Genomic DNA, 17,770 nt, shown 5'->3' on the forward strand with positions numbered 1-17,770 from the left:
CTCACCACTTCTATCCCTGCTTCGGGAGACACAAAAGGATGAACCTCTTGATCATTCGGCTGATTATCTTCGCCGTACTATTCTATGTCGGTTTAAAGCTTTACGGCCTCTACCGCCAACGCAAACTCGACCATCAGACGCAGAACAACAAAATCAACCGCCATGAAGGTGGCGAAATGGTGCGCTGCCGCTGGTGCGAAGTCCACGTTCCCGAACAAGAAGCGCTACGAGACCAAGAGCAGTGGTTCTGTTCCAGCGCCCATCGCGACCGTTTTTTGCAAGAGCAGCAAAATAAAGACGGCACGCCTTAAATCGCGGCCAGCCGTGCGGGCGTAAGCTGATAAGGCGCCGGGTCTACCAGCGGCGTGCGGCCTAGCAGCTGGTCAACGAGTAAATGGGTCGAGGCCGGCGCTAACACTAACCCATTGCGATAGTGCCCGGCATTGACGAACACGTTAGGCCGCTCAGGCAGTGCGCCAATAAAAGGGACGCCATCAGGGGAGCCCGGACGTAACCCGGCCCACTGATTCGCCACTGGGCAATTTGCCAAGGCGGGCACGATGGCCTCTGCGCTCTGCTTTAATGAGGCGAGCGCCGCCTCGTCGGTGGTCTTATCAAAACCTGCCTCTTCCAGGGTCGAGCCCACTAGCAGCAGGCCGTCTGCGCGCGGAATGATGTAGCGGCCGTCTTTTAATACCACGCGCTGCACCAAGCCTTTCGGGGCTTGATAAGCGATCATCTGCCCTTTCACCGGCCTTACCGGTAGCCGAACCTCTAGCTGCGCTAACAGCTGAGCGGCCCAGGCACCGCCGCACACCACAATGCGCTCAGCCTTCAGCGGCCCCTGAGAAGAGACAATGCCATCTACCTTGCCATTGCTATCACTAAACCCACTGACATCACACTGCTCGCGCAGCGTGACATTAGGTATCGCTGCCAGCCGGGCTTTCAGCGCTTTAGCTAGGCGTGGGTTGCGCACGCTGCCCAGCGTCGGCATCCATAGGGCGCTGTCAGCTGCCATCGCCACGTCTGGTTCTTTATCGCGGACAAAGTCTTTTTCCACTCGCTCAAGAGGCTTGCCCAGCTGGCGCGACCAGCGCAGCGCGTCCTCAGCATCGTCCACGTTCAGATACAGCAGCCCTTTTTGGCGATACTCAGGATCAATACCGGTTTCTTCCAACAGCCGCAGCGCTAAAGAGGGATAAACGCCTTCAGACCAGCGTGACAGCTGCGACACCGCCGCGGCGTAGCGCCATGGATAAAGCGGCGACACAATGCCACCACCGGCCCATGAAGCCTCTTTCCCGCACTCGCCGCGTTCAACCAGCGTTACTTGCTGGCCAGCGTCGGCTAATTGCAACGCCGTCATCATACCGATGACGCCGCCACCAATAATTAAGAAATCGCTCACAAAAATGTCCGTTTTAGCTTACATAAAAAATGCTCAGCGACGTCTAGTGTGACCTATGAGCTTAAGAGATTCGCTGCTGGCAACGGACAATGAGCATAGCGCGGGCATTAACAGGGTCAAGTGGGGAGGTGGCGATGAGCGACAGCAAGATCAAAAAAAACACCTCGTTTGAAGGTGGATTTACGCTGCTAGAGCTTCTCGTCACACTACTGTTGGTGGGTATTATTAGCGTCTGGGGAGTGCCGCGCTTTCAAGCACTGGGCGAACGGTCCGCACAAGCAAGCGAGGTTAATCGTCTGCAGAGTGCGTTTTCGTTAGCGCGTAATACCGCGATTAACCAACGCAGCCATATCACCGTTTGCCCGACGGCTGGCGACCGCAGCGCCTGTAATAACGATTGGGCCGGTGAGCTAATAATCGTGCGTGGGAGTGACACCGATGGCATACAAGCTCAAGATATCCTGCGCATTATTCCTCTTCAGCAGAACACACAGGTTGCTTACAGCCGCGGCTGGTCGCGTATACGCTACGACCCGATGGGCTCTACCAGCGGCTTCAACGGCAGCTTTACCGTATGTGCCGGCCATCGCGCCGAAGGTACTCAGGGTCAAAAGCTGGTGCTCAGCCAACTGGGGCGGCTGAGAGTTGATGAAGCGCCTATCGATTGCTAGACGCTTCATCATGTAGGCAAAGATTAACCGGCAATACCGTCTAGATAACGCTCGGCATCCAGTGCGGCCATGCAGCCACTGCCCGCAGAGGTAATCGCTTGGCGGTAAATGTGGTCCATCACGTCGCCGCAGGCAAATACGCCCGGTATATTGGTGGCGGTCGCATTACCTTCCAATCCAGAATTCACTTTAATATAGCCGCCATTCATCGTTAGCTGGCCCGCAAAAATGCCGGTATTAGGGCTATGGCCAATCGCAATGAACAAACCCGGCGCATGAATTTCTTTGCTTGAACCATCTTTGGTGGATTTAACGCGAATACCGGTGACGCCCGAGTTATCGCCCAGCACTTCCTCGATCTCCTGGAACCACTCAAGCGCGATTTTGCCCGCTGCGGCTTTCTCGAACAGCTTGTCTTGCAAGATTTTTTCCGCGCGCAGAGTGTCGCGACGATGCACCAGCGTCACCTTGGAAGCGATATTGGAAAGATACAGCGCCTCTTCCACGGCAGTGTTACCGCCGCCCACCACAATGACTTCTTGGTTACGATAGAAAAAACCATCACAGGTAGCGCAGGCAGAAACGCCCTGACCCATAAACTGCTGCTCAGTGGGCAGCCCCAGATAACGCGCGCTGGCACCGGTGGCCACAATCAGCGCATCACAGGTATAAAGGCCGCTATCGCCTTTCAACGTAAACGGTTTTTCGCCTAAACTGACCTCATTGATATGGTCGAACAGTACTTCCGTATTGAAGCGTTCAGCATGCTGCTGCATGCGCTCCATCAATTCTGGGCCTTGAACACCCTGAGCGTCACCCGGCCAATTATCCACGTCGGTCGTCGTCGTTAGCTGCCCGCCGGCCTGAATACCGGTGATCAATAACGGTTTCAAGTTTGCCCGCGCGGCGTAAACGGCGGCCGTGTAGCCAGCCGGGCCGGACCCAAGAATAATCAAACGCTCATGACGAGTTTCCATGACACCACCTTCTAGAGACTTAACTGATAGCGTTATCGATAGCTGTGTAAACAATAGCTACCCAAACAATTTGGCAGAGAGTCTGCCTGAAATGGCGTCAAGTACAAGCTATTGCAAGGTTTGTCCTAGGCTATTGGCGAATAAACCTTGAAAGCCACTGTGCAAACACCCATGTATTATTACTACGGTAAGCCATACTATAAAGAAAGACCGTGACCGTCACGTTGAGCTAAACGCTCAGCAACAAGAGGAGAATGGCATGAGCAAGATACCTGATACGCTAAGTACCTTAGAGGTTGGCAACACCACGTATCACTACTACAGCCTCCCCCAAGCGGCCGGAGCGCTCGGCAATATTGACCGGCTGCCCAAAACGCTCAAAATTCTACTCGAAAACCAGCTGCGCTTCGCCGACGACGAGAGCGTAGCCGAAGAAGACATGCAGGCCTTGGTCGACTGGCAGACCGAAGGCAGATCTAGCCGCGAAATAGGTTACCGCCCCGCGCGCGTATTAATGCAGGACTTTACCGGCGTGCCCGGCGTGGTGGATTTAGCCTCCATGCGCGCCGCCGTAGAAAGCCTTAACGAAGACCCTTCGAAGATCAATCCGCTGACCCCTGTCGACCTGGTCATTGATCACTCAGTGATGGTCGATAATTTCGGCAACGCTGCCGCATTTCAAGAAAACGTCGATATTGAAATGCAGCGTAACCGCGAACGCTATGAGTTTTTGCGCTGGGGCCAGCAGGCCTTTGACAACTTCCGCGTTGTGCCACCCGGCACTGGCATTTGCCATCAGGTGAACCTGGAGTACTTGGGCAAAACCGTATGGACCAAAGAAGAGGACGGTAAGTCCTTTGCTTACCCTGACACGCTGGTGGGCACTGACTCACACACCACGATGATTAACGGCCTGGGCGTGCTTGGCTGGGGCGTGGGCGGCATTGAAGCCGAAGCAGCCATGCTCGGCCAGCCGGTGTCGATGCTGATACCCGAAGTGATTGGCTTCAAGCTGACCGGCAAGATGCGCGAAGGCATTACCGCCACCGATTTGGTGCTGACGGTCACTGAAATGCTGCGTAAAAAAGGCGTAGTGGGTAAATTTGTTGAGTTCTACGGCGACGGCTTGAAAGACCTGCCGCTGGCCGATCGTGCCACTATCGCCAATATGGCACCTGAGTACGGCGCTACCTGCGGGTTCTTCCCGGTCGATGATGAAACGCTGAACTATTTGCGCCTAACCGGACGCGAAGATGACCAGGTTGCGCTCGTCGAGGCTTACAGCAAAGCCCAGGGCCTATGGCGCGAGCCTAACGATGAGCCGATCTTCACCGATGCCCTGCAGTTAGATATGACAGAGGTAGTCGCTAGCCTTGCCGGCCCCAAACGCCCTCAGGATCGCGTGGCGCTACAAGACATGGCGTCGGCCTTTGGTAAGTTCATGCAGGAAGATACGAAGGCAAACGCTACAGAGAAGGGCAAGTTCTCTTCTGAAGGTGGCCAAACCGCCGTGGGCGTAGAGCGCAGCTTCAAAGATGACACCAGCCAAGCCGTTAAGCTGAATGATCGCGACTTCAGCCTTGACCCTGGCGCGGTGGTCATTGCAGCCATTACGTCGTGCACGAACACTTCAAACCCCAGCGTTATGATGGCGGCGGGGCTGCTGGCACGTAAGGCTCGCGAAAAAGGATTAACCACCCAGCCATGGGTGAAAACCTCACTGGCACCGGGCTCTAAAGTAGTCACCGACTACCTAGCAGCCGCGGGCTTAAATGAGGACTTGGACGCTCTGGGCTTTAACCTGGTTGGCTACGGATGCACGACCTGTATCGGCAACTCTGGCCCTCTTGCCGATGAGATTGAGCAGGCGATTAACACCGGCGACCTTGCTGTCGCGTCGGTGCTTTCCGGCAACCGTAACTTCGAAGGCCGCGTTCACCCGCTGGTCAAAACTAACTGGCTCGCATCGCCCCCCCTGGTGGTGGCCTATGCGCTGGCCGGTAACGTACAGCGCGACCTGACCAAGGAACCGCTAGGCCAAGATAGCAATGGTGAGCCCGTCTATCTCAAAGACATTTGGCCGACGCAGGCTGAGATTGCCACTGCCGTCGAGAAGGTCAACACCGATATGTTCCGTAAAGAATACGGTGCGGTGTTTGAGGGCGATGATGTCTGGAAAGCGATCAGCGTTTCGAAAAGCAAGGTCTATCAGTGGCCTGAATCCACCTACATTCAGCACCCGCCGTTCTTTGAAGGCATGGGTCGCGAACCCGATGCCATTGACGATGTGCACAGTGCCCGCGTGCTGGCGATGCTGGGTGACTCGGTGACCACCGACCATATTTCCCCCGCAGGCGCCATCAAGCCCGACAGCCCTGCAGGCCGCTACTTGCAAGAAAACGGCGTTAAGCCGGTCGACTTCAACTCTTACGGCTCACGCCGTGGTAACCATGAAGTCATGATGCGCGGCACTTTCGCTAACGTGCGTATCAAAAACGAGATGCTTGATGGCGTCGTTGGTGGTGAAACCCGCCACGTGCCTAGCGGCGAGCAGATGGCTATTTACGATGCGGCCATGAAGTACAAAGAGGAAGGTAAACCGCTGGTCGTGATTGCCGGTAAAGAGTACGGCACCGGCTCCTCGCGAGACTGGGCAGCCAAGGGTACGCGTCTGCTGGGCGTGCGCGCCGTGATTGCTGAATCCTTCGAGCGTATTCACCGCTCCAACCTAATCGGCATGGGCGTTGTGCCGCTGCAGTTTGCGGAAGGCGAAAGCCGTCAAACGCTAAAATTGACCGGCGACGAAGAGATTTCGATTGCGGGTTTAAGCGATCTAACGCCGGGCGGCACGGTGAAGGTAGTCATCAAAACTGCCGATGGGGAACGCACCGTTGATGCCAAGTGCCGAATTGATACGGTCAACGAGCTGGCTTACTACCGCCACGGTGGTATCCTTCACTACGTGCTGCGCAAGATGATCGGCGCAGCCTAAAGGTAAAACCTACCAATGCTTGCATGCCCCCACCTCGGTGGGGGCTTTTTTTTGCCTTAAACCTGCGTTTAGAAAGCCCGGCGGCGGTAAGTGCGATAATCCGGCGACCAGGATGCCTTATCAATCAGTTCCCGCAGGGTTGTGCCGCTAGTTTTTAACGCCACACCATCATGCTGCGCCTGAGCAGCCACCTCAAAGGCAATCGACTTACTGATCTCACGAATGCGCGACAGCGGCGGTAACAGCGCACCCTTGCCATCTTTCACCAGCGGCGCTTCGCGAGCCAGTGCCCGCGAAGCGCTCATCAGCATTTCATCCGTGATGCGAGTGGCACTCGCCGCAATAACGCCCAGCCCAATGCCAGGGAAGATATAGGCATTGTTGCACTGGGCAATCGCATAGGTACGGCCGTTATAAACAACCGGTGCAAAAGGGCTGCCGGTAGCGACTAGCGCCTGCCCATCAGTCCAGCGGATGACATCTTCCGGTACGGCTTCAGCCTGCGAGGTGGGGTTCGAAAGTGGCATGATCACCGGGTGCTCGCAGCCCGCGTGCATCGTGCGTACAACCTGCTCGGTGAAAATACCGCGCTGACCGCATACGCCAATCAATACGGTTGGTTTGATTTGCGCAATGGTCTCTTCCAGACCTTGGCCATTCCAATGCGCCACTAGCGTGGCGTCATGGGCTAAGCGGCGCTGAAAATCCCGCTGCCAAGCTTGGTCGTTGGTCATCAGGCCATCGCGATCAACAATATAAATACGCGCCCGCGCTTCGCTTTCGGTCAAGCCTTCGGCTTCCATCGCGACAACGACCTGTTCAGCAATACCGCAACCCGCTGAACCACCGCCAACAAATACCACTCGCTGCTGAGCAATGGTTTCTTCACGGGCCTGGCAGGCGGCCATTAAGGTGCCGACCACAACCGAAGCCGTGCCTTGAACGTCATCATTGAAGCAGCACAGCTCATCGCGATAGCGCTCTAAAAGCGGCACTGCATTGGCCTGAGCAAAATCTTCAAACTGTAACAAGACGTTAGGCCAACGGCGCTTCACGGCGGCAATAAACTCTGCCATAAAGGCGTCATATTCTTCTTGCCCTACCCGCTCGTGGCGCCACCCCATGTACATAGGGTCATCCAACAGTGCTTTGTTGTTGGTGCCCACATCAATCATGATCGGCAGCGTATAGGCGGGGCTGATGCCGCCACAGGCGGTATACAGCGCCAGTTTACCAATCGGGATGCCCATCCCACCGATTCCCTGATCGCCCAGGCCTAGAATCCGCTCGCCGTCCGTGACCACGATGACTTTAACGTTATCTTTGGTCGCGCTGCGTAGGATGTCATCCATATGCTCGCGGTCAGGGTAGCTAATAAACAGGCCCCGGTGATTACGATAAATATTAGAGAATTCCTGACACGCCTGCCCCACCGTCGGGGTATAGATAATCGGCAGCATCTCTTCAAGGTGCTGGGAAACCATACGGAAATAGAGCGTCTCGTTATCGTCTTGAATAGCGCGCAGATGAATGTGCTTCTCAAGATCGCTATGGCACTGCTGGTACTGGCGATAGACGCGCGCTAGCTGATCCTCAATGGTTTCTACTTTCTGAGGCAGCAAACCAATCAGGTTAAACGCCAAGCGCTCCTGCTGAGTAAACGCACTGCCTTTGTTCAATAGCGGCATTTCGAGCAAAGAAGGACCGGCGTAAGGAAGGTATAAGGGGCGTTTACTCTGGGTAGTCATAAGCACTCTCTTTTAATGTCTATCACTGCTGCAATGCAGCAACATCGGGCGTTTGCGGCGTTTGGGCTTAATGTAACATGCTCCTGAGACAAAGGTAGAAGAGACCCGTATTAAGCGTAAAAAAATGCCCCGACCAACGGCCGAGGCATCGAACACAATGACACGTTAAAGCAGACCGTGATTAGCAGCTTTTGGCCGCGGCTTGGCGCCCTTCTATACCTGCAAAAAAGAACGGACGCAGCTTAACGCCCACCATATTTCCCGCAAATGCCGCCACCAGCCACACCCAGCCGTGTAGGCTGCCCGAGGCAATACCGCTGAAGTACGCGCCAATATTGCAGCCATACGCCAAGCGCGCGCCATAGCCCAGCATAAGACCGCCGATAATCGCTGCCAAAACGGATCTCAACGGAATGTTGAAATTAGGCGCAAAGCGGCCAGCCAAGCTCGAGGCTGCCAGCGCGCCAAGCATAATACCGACGTTCATTACCGTGGTAATGTCGTTCCACACACTGGTTTCCAAGGCCGCTGCATTACCCGGTGCCTGCCAATATCCCCACTGGCTGACATCACCGCCTACCAGCCCATAGGCCTTGGCACCCCACAGCGCGAACGCAGAGGTAATGCCCCAAGGCCTGCCAGCCAGTGCCAAAGTGGCAAAATTTAACAGCGCCAGCGCCACCGCGCCCGCTACCAGCGGCCACGGGCCAGTTAACCAGCGCGAATAGCCATGTTTATTGACGACAGGCGCTTGCTCAAGCTGGCCATGGCGACGCTTCTCCATTACCCAGGTAAAGGCAGCGATAGCAGCAAATAGTGTCAGGCTAACCGCTATTCCGCCGCTTACTCCGGCAACGTTAACCAGCGACACTGGCTGAAAGGCGGGTAAGCTCTGCCACCAGGCAAAATGCGCCGTGCCAATCACCGAACCAACAATGAAGAAAACCAGGGTGATCAGCATGCGCGCATTACCGCCGCCCGCTGTAAACAGTGTGCCAGAGGCACAGCCGCCGCCCAACTGCATGCCAACGCCGAAAATAAATGCTCCAACCAGTACCGAAATACCAATCGGCGAGACAAACCCAGTCACCGGTGTACCAAACAACGTGCCCGCGCCAAGAGCCGGGAAAAACAGCACCACGGCAATCGCCAGCATCACCATCTGCGCGCGCAGGCCACGCCCTCGTCGCTCGGTAATAAACACACGCCATGCGGACGTAAAGCCAAACGCCGCATGGTAAAGCACCATCCCCAGCAGGCCGCCGACAATCATCAGCAGCCCCGTATTGGCTTCAAACACCATCCCCACCAGCAACGCGCCTAAAACAATCGCCGCCGTGGCGATCAGCGGCACACGATAACTTGCGGGCTCAACAATAGAGGTTGTAGACATAGGTCACCTTTAGCAACACCAAAAGCGCCTGTTAGAAAACAGGCGCTTTTGATAGACATAGACAATAGTTATAAGCCTAACGATAGCTGTAGAGCGCGGGAAATTCTTTATTTAGCAGTTCTTATAGCTTTATAGAATATGCAGTTGTAACCTGCATAAAAAAGCATTCATTCAGGTTTTGAAACTCATATTTCACGAAACCAATGATCGCGTTTCGCCAAACCGCTTTTTTAATGTCCGTTCTTCTTACTAGTAGGTTTGGTCTATAAAGTGCAGCACTACTCAATCAGGGGGGCGTCTCCCCATACCGACACTTATGCGCTTAACATCTTTATGCTCAATCATATCAACAACTTGAGAGACTGACTCATATTCACCAATCTCTGATAGCTTAAGCGCTAAAGTAAAAATCATTGAGTCTCTCTGGAACGATGAAACCTCTTTATTAAATACACTCAACAAATATTCCAATAAAGTATCTGCATACTCTTCAAAACCAGACTCATAAAGTCTAACAACTAAATCAGTAAGCAGTATTTTACGGCGAACATCATTTTTAACATTTTTTACTAAAAATATCGCGCCATCAACATTACCATTTAGCAAAAAAATATTTATTTCTTTTTGAACTTCATCCGTCCTTCCACGAAAACGACTAGCAAAAAACATACTAAAGGCTATAAAAAAAGTAATACCACCACCTAACAAACCGCCTGTAAATAAAAATCCAATATCGTTTTCTTCGCCTACTAACCTAGCACGCACAGAATCTCCAGGCAGATACTCTACTAAAACACTGTTAGGCAATATATATAATCCAGCTGCATAACTCGCCCTTCCAGCAGCACTAAAGTCAATTTCCTTTCCATCATCTGTGGCAAAACGAATACGATAGCAATATTTATGCCCAAAACGAGAACCATCACGACATGTGCTTTGCCCTACAATCTCTCCAGAGACCTGGACCGCTTCCTTTTCGAATCTTTTATCTTCAGCAACTTCCGCTATATACAAAGAAACGAAAATCGCGGTAATAACCCCCGGAACAAAAACCACAGTAGTCAGCATTAAATTTTCAAAACTCAACCATTTTTTCATCTTTATTAATTTTTCCCATAAAATATAACAAATACAATTTTATCAATAAGCTCCAAATATTTAAAACACCTCTATCTTCCCTTCTTCATACTTTGCATTCGGCAAATGTTCTTTAAAAAACTGAATGCGCTCATCCAATTCCTCTGGAAGACAGTAAATAAGATGTGTACGCGGCCTATAGCTTGAATTCCGCTTGAAGGGTTTCCATTGATAGGTCAACGAAATAATGCTTCTTTTCCGCCACACCTTTATTTGCTCTGTCTTTGTCCAGTCAATCTCTTCATATTGGCTTCCTCGCGCCATTTCCTGGTAGCCTTTTGATGATCCCATCATCCAGGCCGCGAAACCCATTGTTAAAGGACCCAGGCTGGTAATGAGCAGCGACGGATCCATGAGAATCAGCACCAGAACAATCGGCATCAAAATAATGGCGGACCATTTTAAAAATGGTTTTACCGAATCCATCTGAGGTTTCCAGGAGCACACTTCAGCGTTTTGCTCTGTAAATCTGTAAACAAGGATGGAGGTCTGATGAGTCATACTCATGGCGATTAACATAAAGAGGGTGAACATTCCCCCCCCGATCAAAAAAGAAACTAACGGCGACTCATCAACGAGCGCCATAAAATACCCACCTCCCAAACTGATAAGAAAAAATACAGAAAACAAAGCATTCGCCGCAGACGTATTATAGTTACGTGCCCGGATTTGCCAGTTCACGACTGCAGACTCATCCACATGCTTCCACGGCATCTGAGAGACATAGTCCTGTTTGGGTTGTACAAACCACATATAAATATCCTTACTCTTCTAAATTCATGGGTACCGTGATGTCAAAGCGAGCTGGCAGGCTGATGCCTTGGCCTTCTTCGCTATTAGGCTCGATCTCTTTTTTGCCACGGGCAGCATTCGGCTTGTAAAAGGTAAAGCCCAAACTGTTTTCTGATGATGCGAGCAGCGTCTCTGCATAATTCGCTGCCAGTACAAACGGCTCGCGCTCGGCTTGTTCACTGGCGGGAATCCAGGCTTGCCATACTCGTACATCGTCAGTGTCATAGCCAGCGTCAGCGGGTAGCACAGCCCCCCGTTCACCTTGTTGAGTGGGACTCTGCTCATAACTGTTAGCAGGTGCCCAGAACCCGCCTCGCGCATTATCGGACAGTTTGATGGTTTCACCCGCAAGCAAAGCGGGAAAAGCAACTTGTACCCAACAACCTTGGTACACGCGGCTCATTTTACCCGTCCCATAATAGCTCATGCTGGATGAGTCAAATTCCAGTTCAGTGACACTGGTGAGCTTCACAGAGGGCTGAAGCAGAATTTCCATTAGTGCCTGCCACTCGCGCTGATGCCCCTCATCACTGGCTTCCCATGCTATTTCGCCTTGTCCCCACGTGCTGGTATATAGCCACCCCCGCACCCCCTCACGGTTATATCGTGCGGCAAAGTGGGAGGCGATTAGATGGATAACACCGGCAGCAAATAGTATTCCTGAGACCCACGGCCCTAATATCCAAGCGAAGGCAAAAGTTCGGCCCAGAAGTGCGACACGTCCTCCAGTAGCTCCAGCTAACTGAAACCCTGTAGCCACAGTTATCGCCGCGCCAGCAGCTCGTTTTGTATGCAGAGCGGCACGCTCGCCACCAGAGGTTGCCTTTTCCAACTCTGTGCCCGTTTGCCACATATCAAGCCCAGCTGCAATTGCCCCAATAGCCGACAAACCTGCCATACGAGTCGCTAACTTGGCGGCGATACGTGATGCCGCATTTCTACTATTGCTTTTCCATTCACCTATAGAGGCATCCGTAAGTCGGATCATATTACCATTAAGCCGGAAGGACTTTTTCGCTGCGCGGTTCCAAAACGGCATGACCCATAAGCTCATGACCGCTACTGTAGTAGCCCCCGTGGTCGCCGCCAGTTTGCGCATATCCTCGTCATCAGCGCCTTCTTTTTGGGCGATATGTGCAGCATCTATAAAGTTGTAAAGATTTAACCCTGCGATTAACAGTGCCAGGCCACCGCCCAGTTGCTCTACTCGATTTGACACGTGTCGGCGAACGGCACTGGCCCCGTCCATCAATTTTAGCTGGTGCTGATAACGAAGCTCGTGATAACCCGCGCTGGTAAGATTATTGGACCGCGTTTGATTACCTGATGCGCTCTGATCCAGCGAGCCGTCGGAGGCGGTAACACGCTTGGGTTCATTGAAGGCATGCTCGTAGCGTTGCTCTTCAAGTCGTTCCAATTTCCTGGTGCTTGCCGCGCGTTCCTGAGCGCTATTGCCGGCGTTTTGGCCACGCAATTCTTCGGTCTGAATTTCTCCCGAGATTCGCCATGCTTGTTCCCGCCATTCACGATGTTTGGCCTCATATTCGAGGTCGATGACAATTTCCGTTGAGGCAACATCGGGATGTACGAGCGCCACCATTGAAGGATGCATCAGCGCCCTGGTGGCTTTCGCCATCGACGCCTGGCTCTTGGCGCTTAACGAAGGGAGAAATTGATAGCCAATGGTTTCCCATAGCTTTGTGGATGAGCCGCCCACCTCTTTGCGAAGCGTCTCGAAAGCCTCTCTGACATGCGGCGCCAGAGCCTGATAAATGGGATGACTCTGCACTTCCTCAAGCTTTAGAACGCCGATAGCAGCGTTGACTTGCGTCACCGCGCTTGTCGCCGTTACACCACTGTCTGCGGGCTCTCCATCTTCGGTACCTTGTTCAATGAAATGTTGCGCAATGGTCTCGAGGGCATCGGATAAGGCGGGGTCAAAGTTACTCATCGCAAAACCAATCAGCGAGTCGCGTGCTTGGTAGGTGCTATCCAGCCATGCTCGACCTGTCTGCGTAGCGCCAAGTGCTTCCATGGCCATACAGCCACATTCATGAATGGCCTTGTTTTGCTCGGCATCACAGGTATCAAAACAGAGATCCTGGGCGGATGTTGGCAGCCGCTCTAACCAGATAATCAAGTCCGCGATACTGTTTTCCACATGAGCTTGCAGACGCTCAAGCTGTGGGCCTTTTTCAGTCAAGAAGGCAATCGCGTCATCCAGTCGGACATCAAGGCGAGGCAGCTCTTTTCCGCGCCACTCTTCGTATTGCGGGCTATTGCGGCCAGGAGGGTTCGACATGCCGAGCTCAATCAGCTCTTCGCGACGCTGGCTGATACGCTGTTGCCTCTGAAGCAGGGTATGATCTGAACCATTAGTTACATTTTTTAAGGCATCGAACAGCTCACCGGTTTTGACGGTCAACTCGCGATAACGCTCCGGGTCTTGGCGGACGTCATTACTGATCAGGTCATCAATATCGATCAGACACAGCGCTTTAACGACTTGTGCCGTCTCGAGCTTGTGTCCATATTCGTCCAGGAAAACTTCTAGTTCCATTTCGCGCCCAACCAAGGCCATGGTCAGGTCGTTAACGATTCCTAAATCATCATCAAGGGCTACAAAGATCGCTTCATCGTGTTTTTCAACGTCGGCGAGTACGCTGTCTTGCGTAATTTCAGGTTTTACGGCGAGTAGATGATAAATGCTCTCCTCTTCGTCTCCGCCTTCACTACCCTCCGTCTCTTCTCTTTCGACCGTCGCTACCGTCGTGCTGGTAAAGTTGTCAACGGCGCCATTGGGTGCAATATCCGCTACGTACTCGGCGAGCTGTGTTAAAGGGCCTGCGTGGGCAGACAATGACGCTTCATCTCCAGTGCCATTCATCACTGCCATTAGATCCACCGAGCGCATAATGCGTTGGCGTGCTTCGGTGTTTTCAAGAATATGCGCGCGAATACGGTCGGTCCATTTTACCGAAGAGTAGGCAAGTGCGATGGGTGTGCACGTCGAGTAGGTAAGGTGCGGTTCACCATTGAACGTCGCACCTTCCACGCGATACTCGTCGATTCGCTGTTCGCCCTCTTCGTCTACCCACACATAGAGCCAGCCATCACGCAGCTGTCTCAGCGTATAGCCGCGGGTTTCAATGGAAGGGTAACCAGGCCCTTGCCACTGCTCTGCAATAGGATGAGGCGCGGGCGCACCCGCCTGATCAGGCGCTTCATCAATGGCATAGCGCACAGGAAAAAGGGTGACATCAAGCATTAAAGGACAAACACCACCGCCAATGTGGGTTTCATCAAAGGCGGCATCACGTGCCTGGGACTGAGCATCCGGATTATCCATAAGAGTTCTCGTCTTTTAATAGTGATGCTTGGGCGATGTCATCTGGCGTAGTCATTAGGCATAGTCTCTTGAGTTCGACTCCAAGCATCTAATGCATAAAGTTGCTCTTGCCTTGAAAGCGGTTTTTTCTCGGCCGTTTGCACCACCCAACGGGCATATAAACCGTCGCTAGCGGTCATAAAGTGCTCGCCCCAGCGCAGGCTCAGGCTAGCCCAAATAGCAAGCTGGCGTTCCGTATTGGCACCCCACGCGATGGCATCATCTAAGCGCTCTTCAAGCCATATACCGCGCCCCTCAACAGGAAGCCGCTGCCATGCTTCGGCCATGTGCTCGCTAAAGTAATCCGTTAGGCGCTCCTTGAGCTGCCAGCGGTCTACTGCATCAAGAGCCGCTAACTGAACGCTACCCATCGGCGGAAAAGAATTTGCCGGTTCCGCCGTTGTTGATGCTTGACTGAGATGAGAGCGGAATATTTGCCACGCCAACGGTCGAGGTTCTGCCCAGTTAGGCGCCCAATCGGCCACCCACCACGTGTCGATGGGCCCCATCATCTCTGCCGGTAGAGCACTTCCGTAGCTGGTCAGCCAATGCCTGGTGACAAGGGGGTCAGCAAAACGCAATAGCTGCTCTTGCTCCCCTTCCCCCTTAAAAGTCACAAACTGCCCAAGGCACCTACTCAATTCGCTTGTGCTTACAGGACTACTCATTAGGGAAATCGAGCGATGCAATTGACTGTCGGCGTTAGCGCAAGCTTCATCCGCTAAACGGCTGCTTTTCAGGCGCACCAGTATCGGCCCCTGTTCCGCTAATGATGCCCAGCGGGTCATTAGATAGAGTGGCTCGATATCCTCAATATCATCGCGGCTATACAAGCGTTTGAGGGCATTGGGATAACGCACACCATCCAACAATGCATGCGTTATTCCTTGCGGTTGTTTCATCTAGCGTTTTCCCTGGCTCAAATCTTCACAAATCTCACAACGTGCAGGCGCTTTGAGCAGTGTTTTAAGCTGAGCTGGGCGATGAACAGGTGCAACCGCTTGATGACTTTCAGCCTCAACATCCACCGGCAACTGCGGCCCCTGCGCCGCCTGCCCGCTACCTGAACCCGGGCTTCCCCCCGAGTTGATCTTGACCTGCGGACCAACAATGGTGACGCCGCTAGGGTCGATTTTCAGGAAGCTGCCGCCGGCTTTTAGGGTAATTTCAGCACCGGCTTCAATCACTACCTTCATGCCCGCTTTGTGATGAATCTCCTGCCCGGCTTCCAGCAGCTGGGCCTGGCCGATTTTTTCATGGTGCGTGCCGTCGATCATCAGGTGGTCGTCGCCGTCGACCTGGATGTGGCGGTTGTTATGCACCGTGTGGTGGTCATCATTGTCGACTTCGCTGATGCGGTTGTTGTGTACCTTGAGTTGGCTGTCGTTTTGAATTTCTTCAGTGCGGTCGTTAAGCGTTAGCAGTTCCAGGTCTTTCTGGGCATGCAGCCAAATCTGCTCTTCACCCGCCTCGTCTTCAAAGCGCAGCTCGTTGAAGCCTTCAGCTTTGTGGCTCTGGGTACGGATGACCGTGCGGGTTTTGTGCTCTGGCAGCGGGTACGGCGCGGTATTCACCGCGTGATAGGTACGCCCGGTGACCAGCGGCTGATCGGGGTCGCCCTCTAAGAACGAGATAATCACTTCGTGGCCAATACGCGGAATGGCGATACTGCCGTAGCCGCCGCCCGCCCAGCCTTGGGCAACGCGCACCCAGCAGCTCGCAGTATCATTGGGTTCCGCGTAGCGGTCCCAGGGGAACTGCACTTTGACTCGGCCGTGTTCGTCGCAGTGAATCTCTTCGCCTTCGGGGCCGACCACAAAGGCTACTTGAGGGCCATCCACGCGGGGCTTGGGCTTGGGATTGGGAGTGGCCCGCCAGGGAGAGTCGCCTGGTGTCAACGTGACGTAGTTAAAGTAGCGGGTCATACCTCCTGATTCGCTACTGCTGATGCTATCTTCTTCCAGCGCCTGAGGCTGCTCGCCGTGGTGAATAACGCTGATTGCCTGCCAATCGCGGTTGAGGCTGTCAGTATCGTGGTCGATAAGCGTAAAGCGCAGGCCGGGGGCGAGTTCGGGCAGGTCGCTTTCGGCATTGGCGGTGATGGCCTCGCGGCGCAACTGCTCCAGGCGAATACGGGTAAACGGTTCGCCGGAGGCGTCCTGCTTATAGCGGCCGGGGTAATCAAAATGTTCGTAGTCAGACTGCTGACCGTGAGCCTCGACATCGCGGCCCATATGTTCGTGCAACTGGGCGTAGGCCGGGTTCTTGAAGCTGTAGTCTTTCAGCGTGGCGGAGGCTGCAGCGACGCGGGCCTTTTGACTCAGCTTACGTACATGGCGGCTGGGAGCCGTGCCCCCCGCCCGGCTGTGATAAGTGCACTCGCCGAGGCTCGTTAGCACCTGCGGATCGTCGGCGAAGATCAGCCGGTGGGCGCCGCCATCGGTGTCTTCAAATTCATGAAAGTAGAATAGGCCTTCTTCAGCGGCGAGGCGCTCGATAAAGGCGAGGTCCGTTTCGCGGTATTGAACGCAGTACTCGCGCTCAGGAAGATCGCGGTTAACCGCAAAGGCCACATCGGTGATACCGCGCTCATCGCACAGAGTATTGATGATAGTGAGCGGGTCGGTCTTCTGGAAAATCCGCGAGTTCTGGCGTAGCGAAAGCCGCCAAAGGGCGGGGCGCAGTACTAGCGAATAAAAGGTGCGGCGGTGGCCGCGGTCGCCTCGACCAAATTCAGCGATAATGCCGTGCACGCGGCGCAGCGGTTCGCCATCCTGCCAAATAGTCAGGGTAGCTTCGCTATCAAGGAGATCGGCGGCATCTAGGCTGCCATCGCGGCTAGCCAGATTCAGCGCCAGTTCAAAGGGTTGGGAAAGCGTTTCGCGGTGGGTGAAGTCGATCACCGCCACCTCGTCAACGCCAGGAAGTGTTAACGTAAATTGCAGTCCTGTGCTTGTCATCTCAACTTCCCTCTCCTGAACCAGACCCGATGACCACACCACCGCAGTCCACGCCGTGGCCCGTTAACGCAGCGGGTTTGCCGTCGATTAAAATAGTGCCCGAGCCCTGTGCAATGGCGCGCGGATGCGTGGAGTGGCTGGGCTTGTCGTGTGGCGCGAGCGGGTCGCCTACGCGAGCGACGGGCTTACCGTCCATTAGCACCGTGCCGCTACCGGCGGTGACCGGCGTAGCAGGAAAACCGTCGTGGTCGGTTCCCATATCGCCCACTAGTACAAATTGCTGGCCCATTGCGGGTACTCC

Annotated in this window: 13 protein-coding genes; 3 read left to right on the forward strand and 10 right to left on the reverse strand. The window is 53.9% G+C overall.

Annotation, left to right across the window (positions count from 1 at the left end):
* Positions 1 to 38 precede the first annotated feature (38 nt).
* Positions 39 to 311 carry a PP0621 family protein gene (locus tag KUO20_RS13420; RefSeq protein ID WP_235040340.1) on the forward strand — a complete coding sequence of 91 codons (273 nt, stop codon included), beginning with the start codon at positions 39 to 41 and terminating at the stop codon, positions 309 to 311.
* Here KUO20_RS13420 and thiO read toward each other — a convergent pair.
* Positions 308 to 1,411 (reverse strand): glycine oxidase ThiO, encoded by a 1,104-nt coding sequence (thiO, locus tag KUO20_RS13425; RefSeq protein ID WP_235040341.1) that lies wholly within the window; start codon positions 1,409 to 1,411, stop codon positions 308 to 310. The two genes, KUO20_RS13420 and thiO, sit on opposite strands and share 4 nt — an antisense overlap.
* Before the next feature lie 134 nt (positions 1,412 to 1,545).
* On the opposite strand from thiO, the gene KUO20_RS13430 reads away from it, so the two are divergent.
* Positions 1,546 to 2,082: a GspH/FimT family pseudopilin gene (locus tag KUO20_RS13430; RefSeq protein WP_235040342.1), complete on the forward strand. Its 537-nt coding sequence runs from the start codon at positions 1,546 to 1,548 to the stop codon at positions 2,080 to 2,082.
* A gap of 23 nt (positions 2,083 to 2,105) precedes the next feature.
* Here the strand turns inward: KUO20_RS13430 and trxB are convergent, their stop codons facing one another.
* Entirely contained in the window at positions 2,106 to 3,059 is a 954-nt protein-coding gene (gene trxB, locus KUO20_RS13435; RefSeq protein ID WP_235040343.1) for a thioredoxin-disulfide reductase, read from the reverse strand.
* Between the two features lie 259 nt (positions 3,060 to 3,318).
* On the opposite strand from trxB, the gene acnA reads away from it, so the two are divergent.
* On the forward strand, positions 3,319 to 6,051 hold the full coding sequence (acnA, locus tag KUO20_RS13440) for an aconitate hydratase AcnA (RefSeq protein WP_235040344.1): 2,733 nt from the start codon (positions 3,319 to 3,321) through the stop codon (positions 6,049 to 6,051).
* Between the two features lie 68 nt (positions 6,052 to 6,119).
* Here the strand turns inward: acnA and KUO20_RS13445 are convergent, their stop codons facing one another.
* From KUO20_RS13445 to KUO20_RS13480, 8 genes are all read right to left on the reverse strand, one after another.
* Entirely contained in the window at positions 6,120 to 7,799 is a 1,680-nt protein-coding gene (locus tag KUO20_RS13445; protein ID WP_273543287.1) for an NAD-dependent malic enzyme, read from the reverse strand.
* A gap of 181 nt (positions 7,800 to 7,980) precedes the next feature.
* Positions 7,981 to 9,192, reverse strand: a complete 1,212-nt coding sequence (locus tag KUO20_RS13450; protein WP_235040346.1) for a YeeE/YedE family protein — start codon at positions 9,190 to 9,192, stop codon at positions 7,981 to 7,983.
* Positions 9,193 to 9,474: 282 nt separating this feature from the next.
* Positions 9,475 to 10,290, reverse strand: a complete 816-nt coding sequence (locus KUO20_RS13455) for a DUF3592 domain-containing protein (RefSeq protein WP_235040347.1) — start codon at positions 10,288 to 10,290, stop codon at positions 9,475 to 9,477.
* 60 nt (positions 10,291 to 10,350) lie between these two features.
* Complete coding sequence (locus KUO20_RS13460; RefSeq protein ID WP_235040348.1) at positions 10,351 to 11,082, reverse strand: hypothetical protein; 732 nt, start codon at positions 11,080 to 11,082, stop codon at positions 10,351 to 10,353.
* 10 nt (positions 11,083 to 11,092) lie between these two features.
* Positions 11,093 to 14,470 carry a T6SS effector BTH_I2691 family protein gene (locus KUO20_RS13465; protein ID WP_235040349.1) on the reverse strand — a complete coding sequence of 1,126 codons (3,378 nt, stop codon included), beginning with the start codon at positions 14,468 to 14,470 and terminating at the stop codon, positions 11,093 to 11,095.
* Between the two features lie 38 nt (positions 14,471 to 14,508).
* Positions 14,509 to 15,411 (reverse strand): DUF4123 domain-containing protein, encoded by a 903-nt coding sequence (locus KUO20_RS13470; protein ID WP_235040350.1) that lies wholly within the window; start codon positions 15,409 to 15,411, stop codon positions 14,509 to 14,511.
* Positions 15,412 to 17,469 carry a type VI secretion system Vgr family protein gene (locus KUO20_RS13475; protein ID WP_235040351.1) on the reverse strand — a complete coding sequence of 686 codons (2,058 nt, stop codon included), beginning with the start codon at positions 17,467 to 17,469 and terminating at the stop codon, positions 15,412 to 15,414.
* Position 17,470: 1 nt separating this feature from the next.
* Entirely contained in the window at positions 17,471 to 17,758 is a 288-nt protein-coding gene (locus KUO20_RS13480) for a type VI secretion system PAAR protein (RefSeq protein WP_235040352.1), read from the reverse strand.
* Between the last annotated feature and the right edge of the window lie 12 nt (positions 17,759 to 17,770).

The sequence above is a fragment of the Vreelandella profundi genome, assembly GCF_019722725.1.
GTDB classification, from domain to species: Bacteria; Pseudomonadota; Gammaproteobacteria; order Pseudomonadales; family Halomonadaceae; genus Vreelandella; species Vreelandella profundi.